Source organism: Clostridioides sp. GD02404 (assembly GCF_045898275.1).
Lineage (GTDB): Bacteria > Bacillota > Clostridia > Peptostreptococcales > Peptostreptococcaceae > Clostridioides > Clostridioides difficile_A.
Genome location: NZ_JBJOCA010000037.1, coordinates 13,169 through 38,216, shown reverse-complemented (window position 1 = coordinate 38,216; position 25,048 = coordinate 13,169). Strand labels below are relative to the sequence as shown.

At 28.3% G+C, this 25,048-nt stretch carries 16 protein-coding genes, 1 tRNA gene and 1 other RNA gene; 16 read left to right on the top strand and 2 right to left on the bottom strand.

Going from position 1 to position 25,048, the window contains the following annotated elements:
• Positions 1-17 precede the first annotated feature (17 nt).
• Positions 18-92, top strand: a tRNA-Thr gene (locus tag Q3287_RS17475).
• A 153-nt stretch (positions 93-245) separates the two neighbouring features.
• On the opposite strand, the gene srtB is transcribed toward Q3287_RS17475, so the two are convergent.
• On the bottom strand, positions 246-929 hold the full coding sequence (gene srtB, locus Q3287_RS17470; protein ID WP_407964537.1) for a class B sortase: 684 nt from the start codon (positions 927-929) through the stop codon (positions 246-248).
• A 130-nt stretch (positions 930-1,059) separates the two neighbouring features.
• On the opposite strand from srtB, the gene rnpB reads away from it, so the two are divergent.
• The 8 genes from rnpB to Q3287_RS17430 all read left to right on the top strand — a co-directional run bounded on the left by rnpB (position 1,060) and on the right by Q3287_RS17430 (position 11,819).
• An RNA gene (gene rnpB / locus Q3287_RS17465) (RNase P RNA component class A) lies at positions 1,060-1,396 on the top strand.
• A 276-nt stretch (positions 1,397-1,672) separates the two neighbouring features.
• Positions 1,673-4,225, top strand: coding sequence for an SPOR domain-containing protein (locus tag Q3287_RS17460; RefSeq protein ID WP_407964536.1), 2,553 nt, complete (start codon positions 1,673-1,675; stop codon positions 4,223-4,225).
• Positions 4,226-4,348: 123 nt separating this feature from the next.
• Entirely contained in the window at positions 4,349-6,340 is a 1,992-nt protein-coding gene (locus tag Q3287_RS17455) for a hypothetical protein (protein WP_054277319.1), read from the top strand.
• Entirely contained in the window at positions 6,330-6,650 is a 321-nt protein-coding gene (locus Q3287_RS17450; RefSeq protein WP_054271279.1) for a hypothetical protein, read from the top strand. Before Q3287_RS17455 ends, Q3287_RS17450 begins: the two co-directional genes overlap by 11 nt.
• 192 nt (positions 6,651-6,842) lie before the next feature.
• Complete coding sequence (gene galU, locus Q3287_RS17445; protein WP_407964535.1) at positions 6,843-7,718, top strand: UTP--glucose-1-phosphate uridylyltransferase GalU; 876 nt, start codon at positions 6,843-6,845, stop codon at positions 7,716-7,718.
• A 23-nt stretch (positions 7,719-7,741) separates the two neighbouring features.
• Entirely contained in the window at positions 7,742-8,755 is a 1,014-nt protein-coding gene (galE, locus tag Q3287_RS17440) for a UDP-glucose 4-epimerase GalE (RefSeq protein ID WP_054271277.1), read from the top strand.
• Between the two features lie 109 nt (positions 8,756-8,864).
• Positions 8,865-10,799: a cell wall-binding repeat-containing protein gene (locus tag Q3287_RS17435; protein ID WP_079740401.1), complete on the top strand. Its 1,935-nt coding sequence runs from the start codon at positions 8,865-8,867 to the stop codon at positions 10,797-10,799.
• Between the two features lie 210 nt (positions 10,800-11,009).
• Entirely contained in the window at positions 11,010-11,819 is an 810-nt protein-coding gene (locus Q3287_RS17430; protein WP_054271294.1) for a DUF3800 domain-containing protein, read from the top strand.
• A 208-nt stretch (positions 11,820-12,027) separates the two neighbouring features.
• Here the strand turns inward: Q3287_RS17430 and Q3287_RS17425 are convergent, their stop codons facing one another.
• Positions 12,028-12,909 carry a LysR family transcriptional regulator gene (locus tag Q3287_RS17425; RefSeq protein ID WP_407964534.1) on the bottom strand — a complete coding sequence of 294 codons (882 nt, stop codon included), beginning with the start codon at positions 12,907-12,909 and terminating at the stop codon, positions 12,028-12,030.
• Positions 12,910-13,322: 413 nt separating this feature from the next.
• Here Q3287_RS17425 and Q3287_RS17420 point away from each other — a divergent pair, with 413 nt between their 5' ends.
• The 7 genes from Q3287_RS17420 (at position 13,323) to Q3287_RS17390 (ending at position 24,979) form a co-directional block, all read left to right on the top strand.
• Positions 13,323-14,171, top strand: coding sequence for a sugar phosphate isomerase/epimerase family protein (locus Q3287_RS17420; RefSeq protein ID WP_407964533.1), 849 nt, complete (start codon positions 13,323-13,325; stop codon positions 14,169-14,171).
• A 76-nt stretch (positions 14,172-14,247) separates the two neighbouring features.
• A complete protein-coding gene (locus Q3287_RS17415) occupies positions 14,248-16,170 on the top strand; it encodes an FAD-dependent oxidoreductase (RefSeq protein ID WP_407811905.1) in 1,923 nt (640 codons plus the stop codon).
• A gap of 81 nt (positions 16,171-16,251) precedes the next feature.
• Positions 16,252-17,115, top strand: coding sequence for a shikimate dehydrogenase (gene aroE / locus Q3287_RS17410; protein WP_054271273.1), 864 nt, complete (start codon positions 16,252-16,254; stop codon positions 17,113-17,115).
• A gap of 139 nt (positions 17,116-17,254) precedes the next feature.
• Positions 17,255-18,472: an MFS transporter gene (locus tag Q3287_RS17405; RefSeq protein WP_054277316.1), complete on the top strand. Its 1,218-nt coding sequence runs from the start codon at positions 17,255-17,257 to the stop codon at positions 18,470-18,472.
• 63 nt (positions 18,473-18,535) lie between these two features.
• Positions 18,536-19,318 (top strand): shikimate kinase, encoded by a 783-nt coding sequence (locus Q3287_RS17400; RefSeq protein WP_054277315.1) that lies wholly within the window; start codon positions 18,536-18,538, stop codon positions 19,316-19,318.
• 214 nt (positions 19,319-19,532) lie between these two features.
• Positions 19,533-21,398, top strand: coding sequence for an HIRAN domain-containing protein (locus Q3287_RS17395; RefSeq protein ID WP_407964532.1), 1,866 nt, complete (start codon positions 19,533-19,535; stop codon positions 21,396-21,398).
• Between the two features lie 236 nt (positions 21,399-21,634).
• Positions 21,635-24,979, top strand: coding sequence for a diguanylate cyclase domain-containing protein (locus tag Q3287_RS17390; protein WP_407964531.1), 3,345 nt, complete (start codon positions 21,635-21,637; stop codon positions 24,977-24,979).
• Positions 24,980-25,048 lie beyond the last annotated feature (69 nt).

Genomic DNA, 25,048 nt, shown 5'->3' with positions numbered 1-25,048 from the left:
TTTAAAAAAATAAGTTTGCTGGTGTGGCTCAACGGTAGAGCAGCTGACTTGTAATCAGCAGGTTGTAGGTTCGATTCCTATCACCAGCTCCAGTAAAGACTATGTTTTTGGCATAGTCTTTTTTTATTGTCTAATATATATTATTTTATAGTACATATTTTTAGTAATTTATGAGTTATTTACATAGAAAATAACACAGTCTAAAATAAGTATTTTAGACTGTGTCTAGAAGTTTTGAAATATCTCTAATTTGAAACTAATTTACCATGAATCACCATTCTAGCATCGTCAAATTCGTAAGTACAAGTAGAAAGTGTGACTATTTTATCATTAACATTAACTTTAATAGGTGATTTATGCAATGATTTAGAAGTAATATCTTTTATGTAATTTTGGTAATCTGATTCACTGTTAAAACTTGTTTTTAAATAGTCATAATCTGATTCTACAATGTAAGCAGAAAAGACATCATATAAAAATTCTTTTCCATTAATGATAATTTTTATTTGATTATTTTCTTTAAAAAATGTTTCATCTTTAAACTTATTTAGATTATTAAACATAGTTTTATTTTTCATATTATGTCCATATATTATGACGTTTTGGCCATCAAGAGATTTATTTCTATAATCCATAAATAATGTACCTGAAATAGAATCTTTTTTATAAAAATCTTTATCTAGATAATAAGAATTATCTTTAGATTGTACAACTGGATAATTTATATTTGTATTCTTAACAGAAAGCCAAAACTTAAAATCACTGTTTATTTTTGATAAATCCTCTTTTTTATCTTCTTTTTTTTGAAGTTCAGAGGATATTTTAGTGTCATGATTATATTTGGTGAGTTTTGAGTATATATTAAATCCGCTGTAAATTATTACTAATATTAGTATGATGTTAATTATTATTTTATATGATTTTTTCAATATTTCACCTCAAGTCAAAATAGTTTATATACTTATATTACACTATTTTTGAAGAAATTTAAATTTTTATTATAATATGTCTTTGACATATTGAAAAATTTATGTTAACATAACTAAGTAAAATGAATATTAAGTAAGCCAGATAATCGCATGTAGTCTTACATGAGGAAAGTCGGAGCTCCATAGAGCAGGGTGCTAGGTAACGCCTAGTGGGAGCGATCCTAAGGATAGTGCAACAGAAATAAACCGCCACTTTTATGTGGTAAGGATGGAAAGGCGAGGTAAGAGCTCACCAGCAGCTAGGAGACTAGTTGGCTATGTAAACCCCACCTGGAGCAAGACCAAGATAGGAATGAAGAGTGCTGCTCGTACTCTCCGGTAGGTAGGTCGCTTGAGCTTATTGGTGACAATAAGCCTAGAAAGATGATTATCTAATACAGAACTCCGCTTATAGACTTGCTTAATTCTTTTGATAGTCAAAACATCAGTTTAAACTGATGTTTTTTTATTTGTAAATTTGTCTAATCTACTTTTAAAATTTTGAGGAATATTGTAATATAAGTTAGTACAGATATTAAAAATGGTATAATATAAGATAGATGTAAAAAGAAAAAGTAAAATGATGTAAATAATATGATATGATATAAGATGTAGCAAATTTAATAGATAATTATTTAAATATCATAATCAAATTAGCGACTTTGTACAATGTGAATATTACAATAAAATAATTGATTTAAGGAGTGAAGGTTTTGAGTGAAAATAATATAATAAGAAACACTGTTTTAAATGTCACAGCAAGTTTTTTAAAACAAGAGTCTAAGATAAATGAAAAATTAGATGGTGTTTTGGAAAAGAAATTTGAAAAAGTAGAATTTAATGAAGCAAAATATGCTGAGCTTTTAAAATTTAATATATTGTTTTATAAGACATTAGCAAGAAATACAGAACCACTTATTGGAAAATGGATAGTAGATAAGTACATACCTGAGATAGATGAATTAGAAAAAGATTTAGAATTAACTACAGCTAAATGTAGAAAGTATGTAAATAAGGCGATGAAAGAAGGTTTAGACTCTCTAAAAGCCAATGATTTAAATAGTTTTTTAGCATATGATAAAATGGAACTATCAGAGAGAAGAAGACGTTTAGAAAAGGATTATAAGGTTTTAAACTTATATAAAGACCTTCTTAACATATCACTTAGGAAGATAAGTTTAGAAAAGAAAGAATGTGGAAGTTTATTTCTTAAAAATCAAGCTGATGCCAAAAGAGAATTAAAAAGAGAGATTATATTCTGTGTAAATAAGATATTAGCTAGTAATAAAGATGTAGTATCTAAGAATGAGCAAGAAAATAGTGGACAAGATAGAGTGGAAATAAAAGCAACAGAAATTGAAGATTTACAATTAGGTAAAGATAATTCAGAAAATGATACATTATTAAATGAAGTTAAAAAATCAAGTGTAGAACAGGAATCAAATACAAATGATATAAACTTAAAGTTTATGGATAAGTTAAATAGTTTAAATAATGAGAGTATATCTCAAACTATAAACAATGAATATAAGAAGTTGTGTGGTTTAGAAGAGCTTCATTCTGTTGAAGGATATGGCTTTGGTAAAGATACTATTAAAGATTTTGCTTGTGCAACAATTGCGTTAGAATTTTTAAAGAGGAGAAATAGAGACCTTATAGAAGGTGCAATGAGATTAACTATAATTGGAGAATTTGGTGCTGAGAATTTTAAACAATTTGTAGACTATGTAATTAAAAATAAAACAGAAATTAGTGACGATGTATGGAATGAAGCCCATAATCTAATAAAAGACAACTACAATGAATTAGAAAATCATGAGATTGCATCAAAAAGGATTAGAAAAAATAAAGATATTGACATTGAAGAATATATTTATATGATAAAAAATGCAGATAAAGATATTTGTTTTAGAAGTAGTATTTCTATAGAAGATGATGTTAAAGATGAGACTAAAGAAGAAGTAGATAATCATGATGAAAATATAATTAATGTTGTAGAAGAAAAAGAAAATGCAGATAAAGAAGATAATATTGATAAAGAAGATATAACTGAATCAGAAAATAAAAAGAGTAAAAAGAAATCTAAATTATTTGGATTCATGAAAAAAGAAAATAAAGAAGAAAAAATTGAACAAGAAGTTGAGCAGGAAGAAAATAATTTAGATAATATTTCTTCTGATGTAATTTTAGATAAACCTAGTGAAAATAATCAAGAAGAGTCAAAAGAAATGAAGCAAGAAGAATCAGAAGAAGTAAAACAAGAACTAGAAGAAGAACGTAGTGTAAAAATAGAAAAACCTATAGATAATGACTTAGATGAAAAAGTATCTTTAATTGGTGAATCTAAACTTGAAAAAGAAAGTAAAGACTCAGAAGAGAAAATAGTAAAAGAAGAAAAATTAGAAAATGAAAAGTCAGAGAGTGAAAAGTCAGTAATAATACCTATTAATAAGAAAGAAAGAGGTAATAAAAAATCAAAACATTCCTCTAATAATAAATCTAAAGATAATAAGGTAGAAATTAAAAATCATGAATCAAATAAAGATGATTTTGTAGATGAAGAAGAAGTAGGTTCTAAGAAGAGCAGAGTGAAAGAAACTATTATAGCAGTAGTTATAGTAGCGATTGTTGGTGTGGGTTACTTTATAACAGTAGGTAATAACAAGAAAAATGAGAAAGCTGTTACTCCAAAAACATCAACTCAGCAACAGGCTAACAACAAACTAACAGAGGAAGAGAAAAAAGCAAAAGCTGAGCAGGATAAAAAGGAAGCAGAAGAAAATGCAAAGGCTGAGAAAGAAGCAGAAGAGAAGGCAAAAGCTGAAAAGAAAGCAGCAGAAATGGAAGCATATAAAGATGGTAAAGGTGTGTATTATACTGTTTATGCTGGTTCACTTAAAGTTGAGAAAACAGCAAAAGAAACAGCAAAAGAATATGAAGCTAAAGGTATCTCTTCAACAATAATTCAAGAAAATGGATATTATAAAATAAAAATAGGTGATTATTCTCAATATGGAGAAGCACAAGAAAAATGTAATGAGTTAGCTAAGAAATCTATTGATACATATATAGCGATGTATGATAAGTATTATGATTATAAATTAGAAGATTTGAAAGAATCAGCTCCTTCATTGAGTGCTGAAGAACTTAGACAAAAATATGAAGATTTAAGAAGTGAGTTAAGAAATAAATCTGGATATCGTGAATATGTTAAACATTTAGATAAACTTTATGAAGAAATAGTTGAAGGTGCTTAGGATATTATAAAAAATAAGGAGAAATTATGTCTCAAAATAAAGAGTATTAAAGGATATTATTTATTTTGAGGCATTTTGTTCACCTTTAGAGAATACTTATAATTTTGTTTAGGTGGTGAAGGTATGTTGAAATTAGGAGAAAAAATCATATATGAGCTTTCAGATGGCTTTGAGCTTAATGGTATCAGTAGATACTCAAAAGAATATAAAAAACTTCATATAACAAATTTAGGTAATATAATAATTAGCAAAGCAGATGAAGTTAATGATGATACAGGAGTAAAATACATATATAGTTTTTCAGATAATAAAGAAAAATTAGAAGCAGTTTTAGAAGGTTCTAACATAATTGTTTATGGAAATAACTTGCCTTTTTATATAAAAAGTGAAAATTCAAGTAAGAATGTTACAGCAAATCTGACTATGAAAATAACTGTGGATGAATACGATTTAATTTGTAAGAGTCAAAGAGAATTTATATTTTATCTAAAGGATAATATGACTATATTAAGTTTAGATGACAATAAGTTTTATATGGGTGGAATAAATAAGGATAATGAGAAGTTCATATTTATTAGTGGCAAAAATAGATTTGAAATAAACTTTGATGATATAGAAAGATATATTTTAGAAGATAAAAGGGTATCTTTAAAAGGCTATTTTCATATGGAAAGAGAAGGGCTTATAGTAAGGTCTGTATCTATATTCAATAACAATATAGAGAATATAGTTCCCTCTGATTTAAATGAAAAGGTTAGAGATAATAAAAAAATAGGAAACCTACCTAAAGATTGTGATATAGTATTTTGTAAGATATCAGGAAATATAGATGGATTTGATTACAAAAATACAAATATGCTTTTAGTAAAATATCAAGAACAATTAATTTTTATAAATAAGAAGTCTAAAAAGACTATTGTAAAGTCAGCAAGAGATAACTGTTCAAAGTTGAATTTTGGAGAAGATATTATATTATATGACAATAAGAATGTCTTCAACTTACACATAAATGATAAAAATAAAGAACTTATGGAAATAGATGATTTAAATGATATAGAAAATGAAATAGTAGGATATACATTAAAACATGCTCCATTTTTTATTCAAGAAGATTTCGATAGCCTGACTATTCTAAAGTCTTTTCAAAAAGAAATTATATCTATAAAAAATAGTGATGTAAAAGATATTGTAATTAATAAAGAGCTTGAAAGTGAAAATTCTAATTTTGTAGAAACAGAAATAAAATTTAATAATCAAAAACTAACTTTGAATCTAAGTAAAAATATGGTTCAAAAACTTATGCAAGATGTATTTATATACGCAAAACAACCTCTACTTAAAGATACATCCATTGAAGTGTTATATAAAAACTGGTCTAAAGCTATGAATGATATGATAATATTTAATTTCTTTGGAAATATTTATTATATGAAGTATGAGTTTGATAAAGTTCTCAAAAAAGAATTAAATGATGAAATAAGAATAGATGTTATAAATGAACTTTATAAGCAAGTACAAGAACAAAGAAACAATTTAGACTTATTATCAGCTTATATGCCAAGGATGTTAGAAAGTCAAGAAATAGAGTTATTTGAAAAATATAATGTTAAGCTTGATATGCAGGTATTTAAGCAGATTAAAAATTTATTATTTGATTTATCATACAACATCAGTAGTTATTTAGATGAAGTTGAGAAAAGCTTAGACAACATTATATTTGTAATATCAGGAGAGGATAAGAAGAAGTATAATTATAGAATGCTAAAGGAAAGTGAAAGTGCAAGTCTTGATGTATTTTTAAAACAAGCTATATCTAGATTAAATCATTTGGTGGAAAATATGTATCCTTATTATGTGGATGAAACTAGTAGGGAAATGTTTAAGTTATTTGAAGTTTTATGGAAAAGCTACAAAAATATCAATGATGATAGTATAAAAGAAATATTATTCGAAAGAATAACAAATACATATGTATTTAGACAATTGACATTAAATAATGGAACAAATGAAAGAAGAAAAGACATAATTGAAAAAATATATAATTCTGTTGATTATGGAGCAAATAAACTAGATGAAAATATGTTTTTCACAGGAGGAATAAAGTATGTCAAGTAAATACAATGTTTGGAATTTTAACTATGAGTTTTTAGGATTAAACTCAGGAGATGAAAAAAATAATGAAGTTTATTATGAGATTGATTTAGACGAAATTTTAAATGAAAATTATATAGGTGAAGATATAGATGGAGATTTAGATACTGATGGAAATAGTATTTTAGGAGAATTGATATCTGAAATGGATATAGATGAAGATGTAAGTGTTGATATGACATATCAAGAACTAGAAGTTGATTTAGAAGATTTAGATTCTTATTTGGATGATGATATAGATAGTGATATTAAAGGTATCTTAGATGAAATTTAGCGCCTATATAAGTTTTAGATAAAAATATAAACAATAATATATTAGCCCATAAAATTAAAGGTAGATGAAATTTCATCTACCTTATATGGTCTTAAGATATTAATTATTGGGATAATATAGAATTTGAAGAAAAAGTATAAATATGGTATATTAATTTGGTACAAGAGAAAATTTACGAAGAAGGGTGAAAAAATGCAGATGACAGTTAAAAAAGCGATAATACCAGCAGCAGGGCTAGGGACTAGGTTTTTACCAGCAACAAAATCACAGCCCAAAGAAATGCTTCCTATAGTAGATAAGCCAACTTTACAGTATATAATAGAAGAAGCTATAGAATCAGGGATTGAAGAAATTCTTATAATAACAGGTAGAAATAAAAAATCTATAGAAGACCATTTTGATAAATCAGTTGAATTAGAGTTAGAATTAGAACAAAAAGGTAAGACTGAGATGTTAGAAATGGTAAGAGATATATCAAATATGGTAAATATTCATTATATAAGACAAAAAGAGCCAAAAGGTCTTGGACATGCAATCTACTGTGCAAAAAGTTTTATAGGTGATGAACCATTTGCTGTATTATTAGGTGATGATATAGTAGACTCAAAAGTTCCTTGCCTAAAACAATTAATAGATACTTATAATGAGTATAAAACAACTGTTCTAGGTGTACAAAAGATAGCTAAAGAAGATACTAATAAATATGGTATATTAGATGTGAAACATATAGAAGAGAGAGTATACAAAGTTAAGGATATGGTTGAAAAACCTGCAGTTGAAGAAGCACCATCAGATATAGCTATACTTGGAAGATATATAATAACGCCTGCAATCTTTGATATATTAGAGAAGCAAGCACCTGGTAAGGGTGGAGAAATACAACTGACAGATGCGCTTCAGACTCTAGGGAAACAAGAGGCTATTTACGCATATAACTTTGAAGGAAAAAGATATGATGTAGGAGATAAGATTGGTTTTTTAGAGGCGACAATAGACTTTGCATTAAAAAGAGAAAATCTAAAAGATGATTTAATGGATTATATGAGAAAAAAAGTAAGTGAAAAATAAATATTAGAAAAGAGGTAATTACTATGGCAGTTTTAGTAGCTGGGGGAGCAGGGTATATAGGAAGCCACACAGCAATAGAACTTTTAGAATCAGGTTATGAAGTTGTTATAGTTGATAACTTAAGCAATAGCAATTCAATAGTCGTTGATAGAATTAAAGAGTTATCTGGAAAACCAATAAAATTTTATAATATTGATATCAGAAATAAAAATGAAATGCATGTTGTATTTAAAGAAAATAATATTGAGTCAATTATACATTTTGCAGCTTTAAAGGCTGTTGGTGAATCAGTAGAAAAACCAATTGAATATTATAGCAATAATCTAATAAGTACTTTAAATTTATTTGAATTAATGAGAGAATATGATGTTAAAAAATTTGTATTTAGTTCTTCAGCCACTGTATATGGAGACCCACATACTTGTCCTATATTAGAGGATTTCCCACTTTCTGTAACTAATCCATATGGAAGAACTAAGCTTATGATAGAGCAGATGTTAGTAGATATATCGAAGGCAGACGATTCATTAGATATAGCACTTCTAAGATACTTTAATCCAGTAGGTGCTCATAAGAGTGGTAGAATAGGTGAAGAGCCAAATGGAGTTCCAAGTAATTTAATGCCTTATATAACAAAAATAGCAGTAGGTAAATTAAAAGAATTAAGTGTGTATGGGAATGATTATCCAACACATGATGGGACAGGGGTTAGAGATTATATACATGTATTAGACTTAGCTGCTGGTCATGTAAAAGCATTACAAAAATTAGAAGAAAATCCAGGTCTTGTTGTTTATAATTTAGGAACTGGTAAGGGCTATAGTGTTCTCGATTTAGTCAAAGCATTTTCTAAAGCAAGTGGAAAAGAAATACCATACAAGATTGTAGGAAGAAGAGCTGGAGATGTAGCTATGTGTTATGCAGATTCTTCTAAGGCAGAAAAAGAGCTTGGATGGAAAGCTAAATATGAACTTGAAGAAATGTGTCAAGATTCGTGGAGATGGCAAAGCATGAATCCAAATGGATATGAGGAATAGAATATTATTAAATGTATAAATGTAACAAATTTGTAAATATAAGGGATTGGTAATTTTATGTTATAATTAGACACATGTAGTAATGTTTCTAAAAGAGGGGGAAGTTATAGTGAAAAAAAGTCTAAAAAAGTATTTAGTACTAGCACTGACTTTAGTTTTAGTATTTGCATGTGGTGTACCAGAATCAAGTGCAGCTAGTAAGCATGTAATTATAGTAAACTCAAGAAAAAATACTCTAGGATACTTTGTAAATAGTAAACTTGTAAAAGAGTTTAAAATTGCAACAGGGAAAAAAGGTTCAGAGACACCAACAGGGAAGACAAAAGTAGTTAATAAGATAAAAAATAGACCATATTATAAAGGTAATATACCTGGAGGAAGTCCAAGAAATCCATTAGGAGATAGATGGATGGGACTAGCGTTAAAAGGAACTTATGGAGATACATATGGAATACATGGAAATAATGATGAGAGTTCTATAGGAAAGCATATTTCTGGTGGATGTATAAGAATGCATAATAAAGAAGTTAGATGGTTATTTGACCAAGTTCCAGTGGGTTCAGATGTAATTATAGATTATAGTAATGATAGTTATATAAAAATAGCAGCAAAATATAAGATAAATTTAAACCAAACAGGATGGAAAACAGAGAATGGTAAGAAGTATTATGTAAAATCTGATGGAACATACCAAAAAAATAGTTGGTTAAAAATAAATGGAAAAATGTATTATTTTGATGCTTCAGGAGTAATGCAAACAGGATGGAAAACAATTAACAACAAAAAATATTACTTGGGAACTGATGGAGTAAGAGTATCTGGATGGAAAGTAATTGATGGAAAGACTTATTACTTTAATGCAGATGGAGTAATGCAAACAGGATGGCAAGAAAAAGATGGAAAGAAATACTATCTAGATGCTGATGGATTAGCAGTTATAGGATGGCAAGAAATAGATGGTAACAAATATTACTTTGACAAAACAGGAGTAATGCAGACAGGATGGCAACAAATAGAAGGAAAATCTTACTATTTAGATAAAGATGGTAAAATGCTAACTGGCACTCAAAAAATAGATGGAAAAGATTATACTTTCAATGAAGATGGAACTATAAATCCTACATGGGACACAGTTATAGGAGCAAATAGATTTGATACAGCTAAGAAGATAAGTTCAGTTGGAAATTGGAATGCTGAGAGTTCAGATACTGTTGTATTAGTAAATGGTAATGCAATAGCTGATGGCATAACAGCTACTCCTTTGGCAAGTAGTTATAACTCAACAATACTTCTTACTAATACAGATAAATTACCATCTGAGACTATTGAACAAATGAAGTTATTAGCACCTAAAACAGTAATATTGATAGGTGGAGAAAATGCAATAAGCTCTAAATTAGAACAAGAAATAAAAACTACTTTTAATACAGAAACAAAGAGAATAGCAGGTCAAGATAGATACCAGACTGCTACAAAAATAGCTACAGAACTTGGAAGTAGGGAAGAAATAAAAACAGCTTATATGGTTTCTGGAAGTGGAGAAGCAGACGCGCTATCTATAGCTTCTAAAGCTGGAGAAGAAAAGCAACCTATAATATTAGTTAAAAAAGATGGAATCACTGAAGAATCTTATGCATGGCTAACAGAAAGAAAATTAGAAAATGCATACTTTATAGGTGGACCAAGTGCAATTAGTGATTCAACAATAGCAAAAATGAACGAGATAACTACTGAAGATGTTTCAGGAAATAGAATATATGGAAATAGCAGAGTAGATACTAATGCGAAAGTAATAGAGAAATTCTATGGAGATGTTGATTTACAGGCTATATTAGTTAGTAAATCAGATACTTTAGTTGATGCTTTATCAGCTGGACCATTAGCTGTAAAACTACATTCACCAATAGTTTTAATGGATAATTCAGGATTATCATCAGAGCAACAAAGAGTATTTGCAAATAAAAAAGTTGAAACTCCTTATCAAATTGGAGGAGGAGTATCTTATATAGTAATGGATAAATTAATGGATATTATTGGAAAATAATAGAACTATACATTGAGAAATAACTATAATTGAGATGTGAAATCCAATCGCCAAAAGCGTTGATTGTTTTTACATCTCAATTTTTTAGTTTAAATTTAAATTTAAGTTATATAAAAATCTTGGAATATTTTTAAAACTCATATAAAATGGATATAGATGCTATCATCATATGTTAAGAGGGTGAGTGAGATTACAAAGAAAAAATATATAATGTTTATCGATGAAAGTGGAAGGGCAGATATAAATCATGAAGACCCATTTACATTAACAGGAGTAATTTTTGAATATAAATATGCAGTGAGTCAAGGAGATTATGTCTGTTCCTTAAGGAAGGAAATGGATGTATTTAAAGAACAGTGCTTTGGGACTAGTAATATAGGAATACATTTGACGGATATATCGAGAAAATCAAGAGCTTTTGAGAAGTTTGATGATTCACAGATTAAGTTTTTTTATGATGAGTTGCCCTTATTTCTATCTAGATTAGAGTGTACTATAATATCAGTAACAGTAGATAAAGCTAGATTAAAAAAATATTATGCGCCTTCAAAAGAACCTTATGTAGTGGCTTTTATACATGTACTTCAGAACTTTTATTCTTTTGTAAATAATGAAACTGTGGAATCTGCAAGAATAGTTATCGAATCGAGGGATGATGTATCAAATTTAAAAGTACAAAAGGCATTTTTCGATGTTTTTAATAATGGAACAATATATTTAGACATAGATGAAGAATTAAGAGATAAGGTTAAAGGGTTTATAATTGCTAAAAAGGAAGATGTAGATTATAGAGAAGGTTTGGAGATAGCAGATATTTTATGTAATCCTCTTAGTAGAGCAAGAAGAGGATTAATAGAAGCTAATCCAAAGTGTATGCAATATGGAGAAAAAAATAAAATATTTAAATCTATAAGAAATAAGATATATACTCCGACTAGTGTGAATGACATAAGAAATTGGGGATTCAAGGAGGTTCCTATTATAGAGCCTGTTGGACCATGGCTTGAAAAAATGAGATAGACAGTATTGACAAGTATTACAAAGTCTGTTATAATGTAAATAACTTAGTTATTCAGGAACTGGAACTCAGTTGCTGTTGTATAACGATAATTACTGAGACTCGGATGCCGACTGTCAGTTAGGAATCTATACTTTTAAAAGTATAGATTTTTTTATTTTATAAAAATAATAAAAGAGGATATTTGAAAATAACCCCTTTATCAATAAATTATAGTTGAGCGTTTTTAATGACAAAATTTTTAAAGTTTTTAATTGCAGGAGGTAAATATCTATCTTTTATAACCGCTAAATAGAAGTTTCTTTCCCAACTTGGGTGAACAATCTGAATTACTTTCACTTTTGTAAAGCTGAGCATATTCATATTTGGGACTACTGCAATTCCAAAATTTTTTGCAACTAATCCAGCAATGACTTGGTCTTCTTCCACTTCATAGACTATGTTAGGTTGTTGATTTATTTTTTTAAACATATCATCAATTATATATCTAAGCCCACTTCTCTGATTAAATACTATTTGAGGATAAGGTATGGTTTCTTTTAAGTCTATAGTATCCTTTGCAGCTAATGGGTGGCTATATGGTACAATTAATACTAAATCTTGTTTAGCAACAGGTATAAATTCAATTCCCTTTTCTTTTTCAAGTTTAGAACAAAGTGCAATATCATATTTTCTTTCTTTAAGACCTTGAATAATGTCTGTAGTTACACCAGTATGGAATTTAAAATCTATTGATTTATCAGGATTAGATTTTAAAAACTTATGTACTATATCAGGGATAAAGTCAGTACCAAGTGTTCTAAGGAAGGCTAAGTCGATTTGCCCTTCACCAGTACCAGTTATTTTTAATGATTTTACACTTGAATCTAAAATTTCTAATGATTTTTCCACATCTTTTAAAAATATTTTTCCATATTTAGTAAGGACTATATTTCTACCTTCCTTTTCAAATAGAGCCACTCCAAGTTCACTTTCTAGCAAAGATATAGCATGACTTAAGCTTGGTTGTGTTATAGATAAATTTTCTGCTGCTTTTGTATAATGTTCTAAATGTGCCAGTGTAACAAAATAGCGTAGGTGGTATAAATTCAATTTTTGTTCATCCTTTCCTGAGTATTTTTATTTATATATTTGGAGAAGTTGATCTTTAAGATATTTTCACATTTTTATTATATATGATTATGTAGTAAGAATAAAAGCTTTTAAAGAAATTTATCGTTTTTTGTCTGAAATATATGATAAAGATATTTATATCATGCGCTAGAAAAGTAAAATAATTTATCATGTAAATAAAATCTATAAACAAAATCTATGAATTGATAGGAAATTATCAATTTGTTATTAATAAAGTCTCATGGTACAATAAATTTATAAAATCTAGATAAAGATAAATCAAAAAACACTTTTGTTTTTAAAGTTAAATAATACTACTAGTAGGATAATTAAAAATATAAAATCAAAAATACTATTGTTTTTAAAGAAAATAAAGGGGGTAAATTTAACTCATGAATAATCAAAAAAATCTTAATATTCCAATTACAATTAGTTCTTATACATTAGGTACAGAAGTTTCATTCCGTGATAGAGTACGTATTGCGAAAGAAGCTGGTTTTGATGGTATTGGATTACGAGCTGAAAATTATGTAGATGCAAAACATGCTGGCGTTACAGATGAAGAAATGCTTGCGATTCTTGATGAATATAATATGAAGGTTACAGAAGTAGAATATATAACTCAATGGGGAACAGAAGAAGATAGAACAGAGGCTCAAAGAGAAAAAGAACAAAATGTTTATCATATGGCTCGTTTATTTAATGTTAAACATATAAATTGTGGTTTATTAGAAATGATACCAGAAGAACAAATTATAAAAGCACTAGGAGAATTATGTGATAGAGCAGGAGAGCTTATTATAGGTCTTGAGTTTATGCCATATAGTGGTGTACCAGACTTAGCTACTGCATGGCGTGTTGTTAAGGGATGTAATCGTGAAAATGCAATGCTTATATTAGATACTTGGCACTGGGCTAGATCAAAACAGACAGCAAAAGACCTTGCACCTGTTCCAGCAGACAAGATAGTATCAATTCAAGTATGTGATGTTTTAGAAACTCCTTATGAAAAACTTAGAGATGAATCACTACATGACCGTTTGGCTCCAGGTGAGGGATATGGAAACACAGAAGAATTTGTGAAAATAATAAAAGAACACAATATATCACCAAGAGTTATAGGGGCAGAAGTAATATCTGATTCTTTAATATCTAAAGGATTATCAACTGCTGCTGAAACTGTGTTTAATGCAACTAAGAACGTTTTAGATAAAGCATGGCCTGAAGTATCTCCAAAATAAATCTATACAATAGAAAAATATACAAGTATTATAATATGAAAATTTTAAATTGAAACTTGAAAGGAAGGAAAACCTTATGAAGATTAGTTCTATGTTTACACCTATAAAAATTGGTTCGATGACAGTTCCAAATCGTTTTGTAGTTCCTCCGATGGGAAATAATTTTGCAAATACAGATGGGACTTTAAGTGAAATCTCTAAGGCTTATTATCTTGAACGTGCTTTAGGTGGTTTTGGATTGATAACAATAGAATCCAGTGTTGTAGATAAAAAAGCAAAAGGAGGTCCTCGTAAACCTTGCTTATATGATGATAGTACAATAGATAGTTTTAAAAATGTAATAGATGCTTGCCATAATGCAGGTTCAAAGGTATCTATACAATTACAACATGCTGGTTCTGAGGGAAATGAAAAAATAGCAGGTCATCCATTAAAAGCTGCATCTGCAATACCTGCATCGAATGGTCGTAACACACCATTAGCAATAACGACTGAAGAAATATATGAACTTATAGAATCTTATGGAAATGCTGCATTACGTGCACAAAAAGCTGGTGCAGATGCTGTTGAGGTTCACTGCGCTCATGGATATTTAGTTAGTAGTTTTATATCACCAAGAACAAATAAGCGTGTAGATGAGTTTGGGGGATGTTTTGAAAATAGAATGAGATTAGCTCGTCTTATTATTGAAAATATACGTAAAAAGGTAGGAGATTCTCTAGCAATATTATGCCGTATAAATAGTACAGATGATATCTTAGGTGGAATTGATGTACATGACAGTTCAGTAATAGCAGCATATCTGGAAGATTGTGGAGTAGATGGACTTCATGTATCTCGTAGTATACATATACATGATGAATATATGTGGGCTCCTACAGTTTTACATGCTGGATTCAGTGCAGAATTAGTCACAGAAATAAAAAAAGCTGTTAGTATACCTGTAATAACAGTTGGACGTTATACAGAACCACAATTTGCTGAATTAATGGTTAGACAAGGTAGATGTGATTTAGTAGCATTTGGTAGACAAAGTTTAGCTGACCCAGGAATGCCTAATAAGGCTAAAAATGGAAAGCTAGATGAAATGATACCATGTATAGCATGCTTGCAAGGATGTGTACCAAATATGTTCCAAGGGAAACCTATAGCCTGTCTTGCAAATCCTATATTAGGTCATGAAGCAGAACTTAAACCAGCTGAGATTAGTAAAGAAGTACTTGTTGTTGGTGGAGGCGTTGGAGGTATGCTTGCAGCATGGATATGTGCTAAAAGAGGACATAATGTAACTTTGGTTGAAAAATCTGAAATGCTTGGTGGTCAAATGCGTTTAGCTGCATATCCTCCAGGTAAGGGAGATATCACTAATTTAGTTAGAAGTTACATTTCAAAATGTAATCAATATGGTGTAAAAATATGTACTAACACAGAAGCTACAGTAGAACTTATAAAAGAAAAATCACCTGATGCAGTTATTATAGCTACTGGAGCAACTCCACTTGTACTTCCTATACCAGGAATTAATGACTCAGGATTAATACATGCTGTAGATCTTCTTGATGGTAAGAAAACTTGTGGGAAAAAAGTACTTGTTGTCGGTGGTGGAATGGTTGGTTGCGAAGTAGCAGCTTTCCTTGGAGAACAAGAGCATGAGGTTACTGTTATTGAGCTTAGAGAAGAAGTTGGTGCAGATGTAATTTCAGAGCACCGCAAGTTCCTTATGAATGATTTTGAAAATTATAATATACATACTGTTACTGGAGCAAAAGTCGCTAAATTCTATGATGATGGTGTTGATTATTTACTTGCAGATAGTACAGAACATGATTTAAAAGGATTTGACTCAGTAGTACTTGCTATGGGTTCTCGTAATTATGACCCATTAAGCGAGGTTGTAAAACAATTTGTAAAAGAAACTCATGTTGTTGGAGATGCAGTAAAAGCACGTAGAGCATTAGATGCAACAAAAGAAGCATTTGAGGTAGCATTAAATATATAAATAATAAATAAATTTTTCTTTGCAAATAGTTGAATAGATTATTTGCAAAGAAAATGATAATATTGGGAGGAAAAGATAGTTATGGAAATTTCAGGTAGAACAGGATTGTTTGCATTAATAGGTACACCAGTTGGTCATTCTAAATCACCAGTGATGTATAACTATAGTTTTGAAAAATTAGATTTAGATTATAGATATTTAGCTTTTGATATTACAGTAGATAAGGTAAAAGATGCACTTTCGGCAATAAAAACTTTTAATATAAAGGGTGCTAATGTAACTATGCCATGTAAATCTGCTGTTACAGAATATATGGACGAACTTTCTCCAGCAGCTCGTATAATTGGAGCATGTAATACAATTGTAAATGAAGATGGAAAGTTAGTTGGTCATATAACAGATGGGGTAGGTTATGTTCGTAATTTAAAAGAAAATGGAGTAGAAGTTAAAGATAAAAAGATTACAATTATGGGCGCTGGTGGTGCAGCAACTGCTATACAGGTGCAATGTGCATTAGATGGTGCAAGAGAAATATCTATTTTCAATGCTAAGGATGATTTTTATAAAAGAGCAGAAAAAACAGTTGAGAATATAAAAAAAGAAGTACCAGAATGTGTTGTTAACCTATATGACTTAGATGATATAGAAAAGCTTTATGAAGAGATAGAATCAAGTGATATATTGACAAATGCAACTCTTATTGGTATGAAACCTTATGATAATGAAACTAATATAAAAGATGTTAGTGTTTTAAGAAAAGAATTGGTAGTAACAGATGTTGTTTATAATCCAAAGAAAACAAAAATGATTGAAGATGCAGAAGCTAATGGATGTAAAGCTATTGGCGGATTAGGAATGTTATTATATCAAGGAGCAGAAGCCTTTAATCTATACACTGGATTAGAAATGCCTGTAGAAGAGATTAAGGAATTGTGTTTTAAATAGTAATTTACAAATTGTCATAGTGGGTTATATATCACAGTCTAGTCAGGTTTAAAGGTTTGACTATACTTTAAACCCATTATGGTGATGAGTTTATTGTACACAAAAATGTTAATAAATTAACAAGAATAGGAGAAGAACTATGAACAATAAAAAGTATTATCCTACTGCCATAGCATTGTATTTTTCATATTTTTTACTTGGTATCGGAATTTCAATTTTAGGACAATATAAACCAGAATTTTCATCAATGTGGGGGGCTAAAACATTATCAGATGGTACATTAGATGTAAGTATTGTTTTAGCTGTTATTGCCGCACTAGGATTGGGTAGACTTATATCATATCCATTTGCAGGGCCTATTTCAGATAAGTATGGAAGAAAAGTAAGTGGACTTATAGGAAATTTTCTGCATGCAATTTTCTTTGTTGGAATTGTATTTTCACCAAATTTTTATGTAGCATATGTATTTGCAATAATTGGGGGAGCAGCAAATTCATTTTTAGATACTTGTGTAACTCCTTCTTGTATGGAGATATTTGCTAGTTTGGGAACAATAGCTAATATGTTTACTAAATTTACAATAGCTTTAGCACAATTTTTACTTCCTTTTATAATTGGATTTGTCGCAGCAAATTCAATATCATTTAAAGTTATTTTTATAGTGACAGCTATTCTTATTGTTATAGATGCAATTTTGATAGCGATATTACCATTTCCACCAGCTAATAATGTTGCTGATAATAAAGGAAAAACAGTTAAATCAGAAAAGATGAAATTTACACCAACAAGTATAGCCCTTGTTTGCATTGGTTTTACATGTACATCAACATTTGTACTATGGTTAAATTGCAATCAGGAATTGGGAAAATTATATGGCATGGCCGACCCTACAAAAATTCAGTCTTTCTACTCAATGGGAGTAATATGTGCAGTATTAATAACTTCTGTACTTATTAAAAAATATATTAAGCCAATAAGAATACTAGTTATATATCCTATAATAGCCTTATTTATGTTATTAATAGTATATTTTGTTCAAACTCCAACTATTTGTATGCTAGGAGGATTTGTAATTGGTTATTCAGCAGCAGGTGGTGTTCTTCAATTAACCACATCAACAGCAAATGAAATGTTTCCAACTAATAAAGGAAAAATAACGTCTATAGTTATGATTGCATCGAGTATAGCAAACTATGTTATATTAAACATAGCAGGTATTATTACAAAATCAGGTGGAGTAAACGGACCAAAATATGTTGTATTATTTAATGTGGCTATAACTTTTGTTGGAATTTTACTTGCCTTATTTGTAAATATGAGATATGGAAAAGAAAAAGTGTATGATTATGATGTTTAATATCAGTATAATATAATTGTAAGGATTTTTAATTTTATCCAGTTTGAAAGCTGAGGTGTCACTATGGAAAATATAGAAAAGATAAGAGAAAAAATAGATTTATATGATGATGAGTTTATAAATTTGCTTGAGAAAAGAATGGAATGTATAAAGGATATTATAGATATTAAAAAAGAAAACGGTCTGCCTATTTTACAATCAGAGTATGAAAATAAAAAAGAAGTGGCATTAATTAATAAATTAAAGGGTAATAAATTTGAAAATGAAATTATAGATGTTTTTAGATATATGGTTAAAACAAGTAAGAGGATACAGGCTAAAAATTTATTTTCTTATAATATAATGCTTGTTGGATTTATGGGTGTAGGTAAGAGCACTATATCATCATACTTGAGTCATTTATTAGAGATGGAAAGAGTAGAAACCGATTTATATATAGTAGAGCAACAAGGTATGAGTATTTCTGAAATATTTGAGAAGCTAGGGGAGGAGTATTTTAGAAATCTTGAAAGCCAAACTCTAATAAATTTGCAACAAAAGAAAGGTCTTGTTGTTTCTTGTGGGGGAGGGATTGTACTCCGAGATAAAAATGTAGAATATATGAAAAAAAATGGAAGGGTTGTCTTATTGACAGCAAGCCCAGAAACTATTCTTCAACGTGTTAAACATAGTGATGAAAGACCGATACTTAATAATAATATGAATGTAGAATTTATATCTGACCTAATGAAAAAACGAGAATCAAAATATATGGCATCTGCAGACATTATTATCAATACAGATAATAAGACAATAAAAGAGATTTGTGAAGAGATGATTGTAAAGTTAACTGAATTTGATAGATAAATTTAACATTATAATAGGCTTATATTAAAAAAATTAGCATTTAAACAAATAAGGGTATTATTTACTGCTAGAATATAAGGTATTTACATAATAAATCTTACTAATATTACTAGAATTTCAAATTCTAGTAATATTTTTTTGTGTAGAAATGTAAACTTGTTGAAATAAGTAGTATAATCAATATAAATTACATCATGTAAAGGAGGATAATTTAATGGGCAGTATTTTTAAACAATTGCAAGAAGTTGAGGGTTATGATGGATACAAAGAATCCTTTGAAATGAATTACTTATGTATATATGAAAATATACCTTTAAGAGAACAAGTAGAGCTTGCAAACAATCTAGTAGATGGAATTTTAAGTATGTATAAAAGTGAATCTAATGAAATCTATTTATTGGAGAATAATAATTTTAAACCTCTAATTTGCTATTTTGAAATTTTTATAAAAAAGATAAACACTTTGGTAAAAGAAATGATGATTGATAAGAAATGGTTATGTAAGCTAACTAAAGAATTAATATATAAAAGTGAAAAGGCTGAGTATGTAAAACTTGGATTAGTTTTAAGTGAGAAATATTTAGAAGTGGAAAATATAAGAGAAGTTGTAGATACATTTTCTAAATCTGGAGAATATGTATTTTATTTGAGTAATACTATTAAGAAACTAGAATTCTACAATACATATTTATTTAATTTATCTAAAAAAGCTACTGGCTCAATAAAAGTATTTGCTATTGTTAACATGGAGATTTTGGATTCTAAAATAAATTCCTATTTGATTGAGGAAGGTTACAAAGATACAAAATATGAACGATTATTGATTAATTATATTGTTTCTATTATTGATTTATATGAATATCTTGAAAGAAGAGATTTAGATAGAGAAAAAATAAATAACTTAGCACATCTGATATGTAACTATCTATTAAGCGTAGAGTTTAAATACATAGGAAATAAAGTTATATTAGTAAATCAATTTTTACCAATTGTAGTGACATATGGAACTACCTTTAAAAGTTTATATTCAATTTTTTTAATAGCTATAAATGTCTTGAAAGATGAAAATATAGAATGTGATAAAGTCGAATTCGAGAAAGAAATGAATGCTGTCTTACTTAGTGAAAAGTGGAAGGACATATATTTTGAAGCATTAAAAAATGCAAATGGAAAAACAGAAGATATGATAAAAATGTCAGAAATTTATGCTATAAATCTATCCTTTGATGATTTGTTGCCGTATTTGGATAGAGACATTAGAGATTTTGAAGTATATTGGTATATATCTAAAAAAGGAGAGACGAGTTCTAAATTAAAATTATTAAACTTTTTTGAAAAGAAATTCAACCTAGATGATTTAACTGGGAAAATGGAAGATATAGAAAAAGATAAATTAACACAAGAATATTATGATGATATGTTATTTTTTATTGTAATTAAAGGTAGTAATTCACTATATCCAGAAGGGAAAAATATATCTTTAAAAGGTATATTTGGAAATATAAATGAAGTAAGAAAAGAATCTATAAATATTTTAAAAAGATACAGAGAAAAATTATCTCTTGAAGAGTTGAAAATAGTTAAAGAAGCTTACGAAAAAGAAAGAAATATAAGGCTGAAGGATGAACTTAGAAGATTATTATATGAAAGCAATAATTTAAAGAAAGAATTTGTAAATATTGAAAAAATAAAAGTGGATGAACATGGTAAGGATATATACTTAACTTCAGTAGCCGTTGCTGGTTCAAGGTTTAGAAATAGAGAATGTCTTGAAAAAGAATTAGAAAAGAGTAAGATATATTATCTAAATAGAGAGAAAGATAATTTGTATGATGAAAATGCTATTAAAATAGTTGGGGAAACTGGGTATGTAATAGGCTATGTTCCAAGAAAAGATAATTATATTTTAAGTAACTTAATAGATGGAGGCAAGTTATTGTATTGTAGAGTAACTGAATACAATTTATATGAAGATTATATCTATGCAAATGTGTATTTAAGTTATAAGGATGTAATTGAAACAGTTGAAAATTCTCTGAAAATGGTGTTAGATAAGAGAAAAGTAAAAGTTATAAACTAATAACCTTATATATTAATTAAGAATTATATTATAAACAGTAACATTTGATATTATCTAGTTGAAATATAGAAAAATTTAAAATACAATGAATATATAAATAATTTTAATTTGCAATCTGGAAATATGGTTTTAATTTGGGGGAATAAATACATAAGTTTTATAAGTAAAATAAATGAATAGTAAATATTTAAAGAATTTTATATTTATATTGTTTATTAAAAATAGGGGGAGAACTTATGAGGATACAAAAAAAAATATTTATTATTCTTATGCTGGTTTCAATAATTCCATCAATAATTATTGCTGGAATTTGTATACACAAGTTTACTAAAAATTCTAATGAATTGATGAAAAATAACATTAGAACGTCTACAATAATAGAATCAAAGCGATTAAAGAGTTTTTTTAGTCAAAAAGAAGTAACATTAAAAACAACTTCTCAAATTGCTGAAATTCAAGAGTATTTATCTAATGAAAATAAGGAAATTATAAATGATAGATTAAAACAAGAAAATATAAATAGTATATTAAAAGATATTAATAATAAAGAAAAGTTTTTGCTTAGAATGTCGCTTATTGATAAAAATGATGTAGTAGTAGCGTCAAGTGATGAAAATATTATTAATAAAAAAGCACTAATGTCAGGATCAGAATTTAAAGGCTTACCACAAGATAGTTTAAAGATTTCTAACATAAATAATAAGAAGAGTTTTTATATAAGTAAAAGAAACTTTGTAATAGGGTATCCAATTTGGATTAATAATGAATATCAAGGTTTTGTATCCTTTATTGTAGATACAGACTATATTAAAAATATAATAAATGATATACCCTCTTTTAATGCTGGTAAAATGATTGTAATCGACCCTATAGGAAATGTAGTGGCTAATGATGGTAAATATAAATATGAAAATATAATAGATGATGAAAGTTTTTTTAAAGAATGGGATTCTAAAAATTTTAAAAATAATCCAGATGGATTTATAAGTTACTCTGAAGACCATATCAAAAATATTGGATATTATTCTGAGGTATCAGATGGATGGTTTATACTAAGTACTGTAGAAGCATCAGAGATAATGAAGCCAATTGACAAGGCAATAATTGCTGTATTACTTTTTATGATTTTAATTATATTTTTTATATGTATAATTTCTGTATATGTAAAAAAACACTTTTTAAATCCTATGGGTAAATTACTTGAGGGGATAGAAAAAATAAAAGATGGAGATATGAGTATAAGATTTAATCTTGATACAAATAACGAGTATGCTAAAATTACTACGGCTTTCAATAGTCTGATTGATACTATGGTCAATAATTCTGAAGAACTAAAAAGAATAAATGATGATTTAAAGGTGCTTACTGCAAATATTCCTGGAGGAGTATATAAATACAGTTGTGATGGAAACTACATATTTAATTTTGTTAATGAAGGATATCAAAACCTATTGGGATATACAAAAGAAGAGCTTGAATTATTTTTTGATAACAAGTTGTTAAATGTAATATATGAAGATGACCGTGAAATAGTGAAAGATAAATTAGAAAGACAACTAAAAAGTGGTAATATACTTGAAGTTGAGTATAGAGTAGTTCATTCAGATGGAGAGATACGCTGGTTATTAGATAAAGGACAAATAGTAAAAGATAAGCATGAACATTCGTGGGTATATTGTGTTGTGATTGATATTACATCAAGTAAGTCGGCACAAGAACGATTAGATGTAAGTGAAGAGTGCTATAGAATTGTTATGGACCAAGAAAATAACATTGTCTTTGAGTGGAACTTAAATACAGATACAGTAAATATTTCTGACAAATGGGAAAAGAAATTTGGATACAAACCAGTAAGAAATAATCTAATTGAGAATATGCTAGAAAAGGAAATGATATACAAAGATGATATAGAAAAGTGTATAGAACTTTTTACTAGAGCTATGGATGGTGACAATTCATATAATGAAACAGAACTTAGATTTAGAAAAGGAAAAAATGAATATATTTGGTGTAAAGTTAGATTATCTAGTATTATTGATAAGTATAATCAATGTACACGTGTTATAGGTGTTGTTGCAGATATAGATAAAGAAAAAAGGAAAAACGATGAATTTAAAAATAAAGCACAGAGAGATTTACTTACAGGATTATATAATAAAATTACAACAGAAGATTTAGTTAGAACTTATTTAGAAAATGAAGGTAAGGAATGTCGTAGTGCATTGTTTATAATAGACATTGATGACTTCAAGGGGATTAATGATAATCTAGGGCATTTATTTGGAGATGCAGTTTTAAATGATATAGCATCTAAATTTGTAAATATTTTTAGAGACAGTGATATTATCGGACGTATAGGAGGAGATGAGTTTTTAATTCTTCTGAAAAACTTGAATTCAGAAGAAATACTAAAGCAAAAAGCAGATGAATTAATGAGTTTATTTAGACGTTCATTTACAGGTAAAAATAAAGATTATAAAATTTCTGGAAGTATAGGGATTGCTATTTATCCTCAGCATGGTAAAAATTTTAATGAACTTTTTAGAAGTGCAGACAATTCATTATATGTAGCAAAAGACAAAGGTAAGGATTGCTATTGGATATGTGAAAGTAATAGTCAAACTATGGATAGTGAAATAATAAGAACTAAAAATTTTACTTCTGTATTAGGTGGAGAAGAAGATATTGATGAGGCATATAAAACAAAATCTACATCTAAACAAAATCTTTCTGAGTATATATTTAGAATTTTATATGAATCCAAAGATGTTGATACTGCAGTAAATTTTATCTTGGAGCTGGTTGGTAGGTCATATAATGTAAGTCGTGCATATGTGTTTGAAAATTCGGATGACAATACTTATTGTAGCAATACATTTGAATGGTGCAATGATGGTATTGAACCAGAAATAGAGAATCTCAAAGAAGTGTCATATAGTCTAATTGGAGATTATAAGCAATATTTTAATGAGAGAGGAATTTTTTATTGTAAAGATATATCTACACTTAATGGTGGATTATATGAAATATTGGAAGCACAAGGGATTGTTTCTATGTTGCAGTGTGCAATCTTAGATGAAGGAGAATTCAGTGGATATGTAGGCTTTGATGACTGTAATGGAAATAGATTTTGGACAAAGGATGAAATAGAATCCCTGACCTTTATATCAGAAATATTAAGTGTATTTTTGATTAACAAACATAAACAAGATAAATTAATAAAATCTTATGAGACTACAAAGGTAATTATGGACAATTTGAATTCATGGACTTATGTAATAAATAAAAATACTTATGAACTATTATTCATAAATCAAAAGACATTGAGTATTGCCCCAAATGCAAAGATAAATCAATTGTGTTACAAGGCATTTTGGGGGAGAGATGAGCCATGTGATATTTGTCCAATGAATGGACTTAATGAAGAAAAAAGGTCCTGTACAATTGATATGTATAATGATAATCTTAATGTCTGGAGTAGTGCAAATGCTTCATATATAGAATGGAATGAAGAAAAAGGTGCTTGTCTAATGTGTTGTAATGATATAACTAAGTATAAAGTCAATGAATATAAGGTTTAATATATAATCTTTTCTTGTTGCGATTTAAGAAAAATATAGAGCTAAATTATTTTTGAAGCAGATAAAAAA